We start from the raw sequence: 7,259 nt of genomic DNA, 5'->3' as shown, positions 1-7,259 counted from the left end.
GCACTGGAGTGCGCGGAGGCTGCGGGACTGGTTGTGCGGTTGCTGGGCTTCGCGAGTCCGGACCTGGGTGCGCGCTGTGAGGCGTCCGCGGTCCTCGTCAGCACGGTTCCGTCCACCGCCATCGCCGACCGCGCCGAGGTTCTGGGCCGGGCGCCGTTCGTTCTCGATGCGATCTACGACCCGTGGCCGACACCACTGGCGAGAGCGGTGCAGGCGGCCGGAGGAGTCATCGTCGGCGGATTGGCGATGCTCCTCAACCAGGCTTACGGGCAGGTCGAGCAGTTTACCGGTCTCCCGGCCCCGCGCGCGGAGATGGCGGCCGCTCTGGCGTAGTTGTCCACAACCCGCCGTCCCATCCACAGCCCGGAATGTTCGTGCAGGTCGTGATCGCGGGTGCATGCCCTGTCAGGGCACGCTCAGCGGCATGTGGGTGTTTCTCTCGGCGGCGCTCCTCGCCGGTGCGGGCCTCGGCTGGGGTGCACAACGGACGGCGAATCTGTTTGTGGGCGACACCGCGATCCGGGGCAGCGGGTACGAGGCACTCGGCGCGCTGGGTGCGGCGGTCACCGGCTGGTGCCTCGTCTTCGGCCGCGAACCACGCGTGTGGCTGCTACCCGCGGCGGCGCTGTTGCTGTGGTGGTGCCTCACGCTCGCGGCCACCGACCTCTGCTCCCAGCGCCTGCCGAATCTACTCACCCTCCCTGCGCTCCCGGTCATCGTCGGATTCGGGGTCGGGACCGGGAGAGCGACCGCTGCAGTGGTGGGTGGCCTGCTGCTCGCGGCGATGTATCTCACGGCATACCTGTGCGCACCCCGATCACTGGGGGCCGGGGACGTGAAGCTGGCACTGGCCACGGGCGCCGTCACGGGGATGGCAGGAGGTGACACCTGGCTGTACGCGGCCGGACTCGCCCCGGTGCTGACGGCCGCGGCCGGATGCGTGGTGCTCTGTGTGCGACGGGGCGCACCGGCACGCGTGAGAGTCCCGCACGGTCCCGCGATGTGTGCCGGAACACTACTGGCACTGTTGTGCGCACAGATGTCCTGAGCACGGCCCCGAGCCGCGGTGGCCGGGAGGACCACTGTCACGGCCGCAGGCGGCGACGTGGAAGGATATCGGTGTGCTGCGCTGGATAACTGCCGGAGAATCCCATGGTCCCGCCCTCGTTGCCGTGCTCGAGGGGATGATTGCGGGTGTCGAAGTGACATCCGAGGACATCTCGACCCAACTGGCGCGCCGTCGTCTCGGATACGGACGCGGCGCGCGAATGAAGTTCGAGGCCGACAAGGTCACGATCATCGGAGGGGTTCGCCACGGGCGTACCCTCGGTGGTCCGATCGCGGTCGAGGTGGGCAACACCGAGTGGCCCAAGTGGGAAACCATCATGTCAGCCGACCCTGTCGATGCCGAACTCCTGGCCGATCAGGCGCGGAACGCCCCTCTCACCCGGCCCCGGCCCGGGCACGCCGACTACTCGGGAATGCTCAAGTACGGCTTCGACGACGCCCGTCCGGTGCTCGAGCGCGCGAGCGCCCGGGAAACCGCCGCACGGGTCGCCGCGGGCACCTTCGCTCGCGCCCTTCTGCGCCAGTTGTTCAGTGTCGAGGTGATCTCGCACGTGATCTCCATCGGAGCGTCCGAGCCGTACGTGGGACCCGAGCCCACCGCGGCCGACCTCGCGGCGATCGACGCCAGCCCGGTGCGCGCCTTCGACAAGGCCGCAGAGGAATCGATGATCGCCGAGATCGAGGCCGCCAAGCGCGACGGCGACACCCTCGGTGGTGTGGTCGAGGTGGTCGTGCACGGACTTCCCGTCGGACTCGGCTCGTTCATCAGCGGCGCCGATCGGCTCGACTCGCGTCTCGCGGCGGCACTCATGGGAATCCAGGCCATCAAGGGCGTCGAGGTCGGTGACGGCTTCGAGACCGCCCGCCGCCGCGGCAGCGAGGCACACGACGAGATGCGGCCGGGTTCCGACGGCATCGTACGGTCGACCAACAGGGCCGGCGGACTCGAAGGCGGGATGACAAACGGTGAGGCCCTGCGGGTGCGGGCTGCGATGAAGCCGATCTCCACGGTGCCCCGGGCGCTCGCCACGGTAGACATGTCGACCGGAGACGAAGCGGTGGCCATTCACCAGCGCTCCGACGTCTGCGCGGTTCCTGCCGCAGGTGTGGTGGCCGAGGCGATGGTGGCACTCGTCGTGGCGCAGGCGGCGCTCGAGAAGTTCGGGGGCGACTCGATCGCCGAGACCTCCGACAACTTCGAACGGTACGCATCGGGAGTCGCCGCCCGGCTCGCCCGATGACCGGTCGGTCCGGATTCCTCGGTCGTGATCGGTGATGCCACCCAGAGCAGTGCTCGTCGGTCCACCCGGAGCCGGTAAATCGACCATCGGCAGGCGCCTCGCCCAGGCCCTCGATGTTCCGCTGTTCGACACCGACGCGGCGATCGAGGAAGAAACCGGACGCACCATCCCGGAAATCTTTCGCGAGGACGGCGAGCCGGCCTTCCGGGCGATCGAGGAAGACGTGGTCCGCAAGGCCATCGAGAATTCCGACGGCATAGTCTCGCTCGGCGGCGGGTCGATCCTGTCCGAGCGCACCCGTGAATTGCTGAAGGGTCAGAAAGTCATCTACCTGGAAATCAGTGTCGCGGAGGGGCTCAAGCGGACGGGAACCAACACGGGTCGTCCACTTCTGGCGGGCAGCGACCCGCGAAAGAAATACACCGAGCTGATGCGACGGCGTCGCCCGCTGTACCGGCAGGTGGCGACCATCCGCATACGGACCGACGGGCGGAGTCCCGCACGAGTGGTGCAGCAGCTGGTGGAGAAACTCGCGCAGTGACCGGCTGCCCGGGTGAGAACCTGAAGACGAACTTGGAAACAGACGGAGCGGAGCAGCAGACAGTGACCGAACCCGTACGTGTAGAGGTGAAGACGGCTGATCCCTATCCGGTCGTCATCGGGCGTGGCTTGCTCGGTGACCTGGTGGAGGAGCTGACCGGTACCCGAACGGTCGCGATCTTCCATCAGCCACCGCTGGCCGCGACAGCGGAAGCGGTGCGGGCGGCGCTGGCCGAGACGGGTGTCGATGCCCACCGCATCGAGATCCCGGATGCCGAGGACGGCAAGGACTTGGCTGTCGCCGGTTTCTGCTGGGAGGTGCTCGGCCGCATCGGGCTCACCCGCAGCGATGCGGTGGTCAGCCTCGGCGGCGGGGCGGCAACCGATCTCGCCGGTTTCGTGGCAGCCACCTGGATGCGCGGTGTGCGGGTCGTGCACGTGCCCACCACGTTGCTGGCAATGGTCGACGCGGCCGTGGGTGGAAAGACGGGCATCAACACCGAGGCCGGCAAGAACCTGGTGGGCGCCTTCCACGAGCCCTCCGCGGTATTCGTCGATCTCGCGACACTCGAGACCGTTCCCCGCAACGAGATCGTCGCCGGTATGGCCGAGGTCATCAAGACCGGGTTCATCGCCGACCCTGTCATCCTCGACCTCATCGAGAGCGATCCCGAGGCCGCTCTGGATCCGACCGGAACCGTGTTGCCGGAGCTGATCCGCCGTTCGGTGGAGGTCAAGGCGAAGGTCGTGGCCGCCGATCTCCGCGAGTCCGATCTCCGTGAGATCTTGAACTACGGGCACACTCTCGGGCACGCGATCGAGCGGCGGGAGCGGTACCGCTGGCGCCACGGCGCGGCAGTCGCGGTGGGCCTCGTCTTCGCGGCCGAACTGGGTCGGCTCGCGGGACGGCTCGATGACGCGACCGCCGATCGGCACCGCAGCATTCTGCAGCTCGTCGGACTTCCCACCACCTACGATGCCGATGCGTTCGGTCAGCTGCTCGAAGGCATGCGGACCGACAAGAAGAACCGTGCGGGGCTTCTGCGGTTCGTCGTACTCGACGGACTGGCCAAGCCCGGTCGACTCGAGGGGCCCGATCCGTCGCTTCTGTTCGCCGCGTACTCGGCGGTGGCCCGGGACGAGCAGTCCTCCGGCGGGGACGCCGTTCTTCTGTGAGCGGTAACGGGTAGCGGCGAAGACACCGCCGGGTCTTCGCCGACGAGGATTCGTTACTGCTCGCGCCGCGGAGTGTCGGTCTCCGATGTGCCGAGATCCGCCGGAGCCTGCCACGGCGTGTTCGCCTGATCCGATCGACCGAGGTCGGAGGTGTCCTGCCGGCCAGCGAGATCGGAGGTGTCCTCGCGGTAGTCGTGCACGGGTTCGAACGAGGTCGTCTCGGCGTCGGGGTCGGTGTAGCCGGTGTCCGCCGGGTAGTCGTAACCCTGCGGGGGATAGCCCTGGGCGTAGCCTTCGGCGTCGGTCACCGCCGCGGCCGCAGAGCCGGCAGCCCCCGCCCCCGCTGCTGCCGCAACTCCGGCGCTTCGTGGCGCCTCCTGGTTCTCGCCTTTCCGCACCGACCTCTTCGCCTCACGTTCGACGAAGAACCGGCCGAGGAAGACGGCCAGCATTGCCGGCACGAACACCAGCAGCACCGTGAAGGCTGCACCGGACGTGATCTCGAAGAAGAACGTGTTCTGGGTGACGTTGAGGGAGGGCACGAGATTGACGAGCCACGAGACCACGCCGGCCACGATGCCAGCGAGCAGCGACGCCTTCAGCCACAGCATCGTGAGGTCGGCGCTGTCGCCGGGATCGGGATGGCTCCGACGGTCCCGAATCCCGTCGATACCGGCCCAGACCAGGGCGAAGAGAATGACGATCAGGAGTGCGAACCATCTCAGAGTGGTCCCCTGAAGGGGCCACTGAGTGATCGACACACCCAGGATCACACGAACGAAAACATGTATCAGGGCCATGCCGAGGCCGCGTACCACCCACGCATTCATGGGCACAGCGTAACCTCGAGGAATTTTTCGGTGTGGGCTAACCCACATCCGCCCTTCTGTAACAGGTTCTCGGGCATGCGCACATGCCGATCGCGCCCGTGGTGCCGTGCGATTGCCGGTAGGTTCGGGATATGTCAGCTGATCACGGGGCCCGGCGCGCGGCGCTGCGAAGAATACTGACCGAACGAGACCTCGATGCGTACCTGGTGACGAATCTCGTGAACGTCCGCTACCTCACGGGGTTCACCGGTTCGAATGCCGCGCTGCTCGTCCATACGGCCGACGCAGCGGGAGCGGAGGAACGCACGGTCATCTGTACCGACGGCCGGTACCTTACGCAGGTGGCCGCACAGGTTCCCGACCTGAACGCCACGATCGCCCGCTCCAGCGCGGCCCATCTGATCGAGTCGACGCTCAGGCGGGCACCTGTCTCGCTCGGATTCGAGAGCCATGTGGTCACGGTGGACGAGTTCGCTTCCTGGTCGCTCCTGGCGCCGGACCTGCGACTGGCGCCCGTTCCGGGTCTCGTCGAGGAATTGCGCATGGTGAAGGACGACTACGAGGTGGGGTTGCTGCGCGCCGCCTGTGCCGCGGCGGATACCGCCCTTGCCGCGTTGATCGAACGCGGCGGGCTCCGGCCGGGGCGGACGGAGAAGGAGGTGGGTCGCGAACTCGAGGCACTGATGCTCGATTCCGGTGCGGACGGTATCTCGTTCGAGACGATCGTCGCGGCTGGCGCGAACTCGGCGATTCCTCACCATCGTCCGACGGACGCGGTCCTGCAGAGCGGGGACTTCATCAAACTCGACTTCGGTGCCGTGGTCGGTGGCTACCACTCCGATATGACAAGAACCTATGTGCTGGAGCATGTTTCGGTGTGGCAGCGGGATCTTTACGCGTTGGTCGCGCGGGCGCAGGAGGCCGGCCGGGAGGCGCTGCGGCCCGGGGCCGAGGTCACCGCCGTCGACGCCGCGGCACGCTCCGTGATCGAGGACGCCGGCTTCGGGGACCTGTTTCTGCACGGACTCGGACACGGTGTCGGACTCGAGATCCACGAAGCACCGGGAATCGGCAAGTTGGGCACCGGTACACTTCTGGACGGTGCGGCTGTGACCGTCGAACCGGGCGTGTATTTCTCCGGGCGCGGAGGCGTTCGGATCGAGGACACGCTCGTGGTTCGCGAACAGGGGCCGGAGCTGCTGACACTCACCACCAAAGACCTGACTGTCGTGTAGACGGTTACGACCTTATCGAGGAGACGCGAAGCAAGTGGCTTCCACCAGTGATTTCAAGAACGGCCTTGTCCTTCAGATCGAGGGGCAGCTGTGGACGATCATCGAGTTCCAGCACGTGAAGCCCGGCAAGGGTCCCGCGTTCGTGCGGACCAAGCTGAAGAACGTTCTCTCCGGCAAGGTCGTCGACAAGACGTTCAACGCCGGTGTCAAGGTGGAGACGGCTACGGTCGACCGCCGGGACATGACGTACCTGTACCACGACGGCTCGGACTACATCTTCATGGACGGCGACACCTACGACCAGATATCCATCAACGAGGCGACGGTGGGCGACGGTGCGCGCTTCCTGCTCGAGAACATGGCCGTCCAGGTGGCTGTGCACGAGGATGTGCCGTTGTTCGTGGAATTGCCGGTCACCGTCGAACTCCACGTCAAGCACACCGATCCCGGACTGCAGGGCGACCGCTCCACGGGTGGCACCAAGCCTGCGACGCTCGAGACCGGCGCCGAGATCCAGGTGCCGCTGTTCATCAACACCGGCGACAAGCTGAAGGTCGACTCCCGTGACGGCAACTACCTCGGGCGTGTGAATTCCTGAGTGTCCGGTACCCATAAGAAGCTCGGCGCACGGCACAAGGCCCGTAAGCGCGCTGTCGACTTCCTTTTCGAGGCCGAGGCCCGGGATCTCGATCCCGTCGACCTCGCAACCGAGCGCGCGGATCTATCGGGCAAGGACGAATCGGTCGCGCCGGTCGCCCCCTATACCCTGACCGTGGTCACGGGGGTCGCGGAGAATCTCGATCGGATCGACGACGTCATCTCCTCTCATCTGCAGGACTGGACGCTGGGACGGCTCCCCGCCGTCGACCGCGCGATCCTGCGTATCGCGGTGTGGGAGCTGTTCCACGCCACCGACGTCCCGCCGGTCGTCGCGGTCGACGAGGCGGTCGAGCTGGCCAAGCAGCTCTCCACCGACGACTCGCCCGGGTTCGTCAACGGCATCCTCGGACAAGTCGTGCTGGTGGCCCCGCAGGTGCGGGCGGCCGCCGCGGCCACCTCGTCGCGTTCCGCGGAACCGGCCGAGGGTTCTACGCCACCTCCCGAGCCGTCGGAGTAGGCGCGCGTCGATCGCAGTAGGTCCGCCGATCGAATCGATCCTCGACGGTAGT

The 7,259-nt window shown here is 67.1% G+C and carries 8 protein-coding genes and 1 pseudogene; 8 read left to right on the top strand and 1 reads right to left on the bottom strand.

What is annotated here, in order from left to right; genetic code table 11:
• From WAW17_RS32145 to aroB, 5 genes and pseudogenes are all read left to right on the top strand, one after another.
• Nucleotides 1–333: pseudogene (locus WAW17_RS32145) on the top strand (shikimate dehydrogenase); the annotation flags it as partial.
• 91 nt (nucleotides 334–424) lie between these two features.
• Complete coding sequence (locus tag WAW17_RS32140; protein ID WP_422336871.1) at nucleotides 425–1,048, top strand: prepilin peptidase; 624 nt, start codon at nucleotides 425–427, stop codon at nucleotides 1,046–1,048.
• 73 nt (nucleotides 1,049–1,121) lie between these two features.
• Nucleotides 1,122–2,309, top strand: coding sequence for a chorismate synthase (gene aroC, locus WAW17_RS32135; protein WP_422336870.1), 1,188 nt, complete (start codon nucleotides 1,122–1,124; stop codon nucleotides 2,307–2,309).
• 34 nt (nucleotides 2,310–2,343) lie between these two features.
• Complete coding sequence (locus WAW17_RS32130; RefSeq protein ID WP_422336869.1) at nucleotides 2,344–2,850, top strand: shikimate kinase; 507 nt, start codon at nucleotides 2,344–2,346, stop codon at nucleotides 2,848–2,850.
• Between the two features lie 62 nt (nucleotides 2,851–2,912).
• The gene (gene aroB, locus WAW17_RS32125; RefSeq protein WP_422336868.1) at nucleotides 2,913–4,025 is read left to right on the top strand and encodes a 3-dehydroquinate synthase; all 1,113 of its coding nucleotides are present in this window, start codon (nucleotides 2,913–2,915) and stop codon (nucleotides 4,023–4,025) included.
• Between the two features lie 53 nt (nucleotides 4,026–4,078).
• On the opposite strand, the gene WAW17_RS32120 is transcribed toward aroB, so the two are convergent.
• Nucleotides 4,079–4,855, bottom strand: coding sequence for a B-4DMT family transporter (locus WAW17_RS32120; RefSeq protein ID WP_422336867.1), 777 nt, complete (start codon nucleotides 4,853–4,855; stop codon nucleotides 4,079–4,081).
• 131 nt (nucleotides 4,856–4,986) lie between these two features.
• On the opposite strand from WAW17_RS32120, the gene WAW17_RS32115 reads away from it, so the two are divergent.
• The 3 genes from WAW17_RS32115 to nusB are packed head-to-tail and all read left to right on the top strand — an operon-like array spanning nucleotide 4,987 to nucleotide 7,207.
• Nucleotides 4,987–6,090: a M24 family metallopeptidase gene (locus WAW17_RS32115; RefSeq protein ID WP_422336866.1), complete on the top strand. Its 1,104-nt coding sequence runs from the start codon at nucleotides 4,987–4,989 to the stop codon at nucleotides 6,088–6,090.
• Between the two features lie 34 nt (nucleotides 6,091–6,124).
• On the top strand, nucleotides 6,125–6,688 hold the full coding sequence (gene efp / locus WAW17_RS32110) for an elongation factor P (RefSeq protein ID WP_422336865.1): 564 nt from the start codon (nucleotides 6,125–6,127) through the stop codon (nucleotides 6,686–6,688).
• The gene (nusB, locus tag WAW17_RS32105) at nucleotides 6,689–7,207 is read left to right on the top strand and encodes a transcription antitermination factor NusB (RefSeq protein ID WP_422336864.1); all 519 of its coding nucleotides are present in this window, start codon (nucleotides 6,689–6,691) and stop codon (nucleotides 7,205–7,207) included.
• The last annotated feature ends 52 nt before the right edge of the window (nucleotides 7,208–7,259 follow it).

Origin of the sequence: Rhodococcus sp. (in: high G+C Gram-positive bacteria) (assembly GCF_049286785.1) — a bacterium.
Classification (GTDB): Bacteria; Actinomycetota; Actinomycetes; order Mycobacteriales; family Mycobacteriaceae; genus Rhodococcus_F.
The sequence above is the reverse complement of the archived record's forward strand: the minus strand, read 5'-3'. Positions and strand labels throughout refer to the sequence as shown.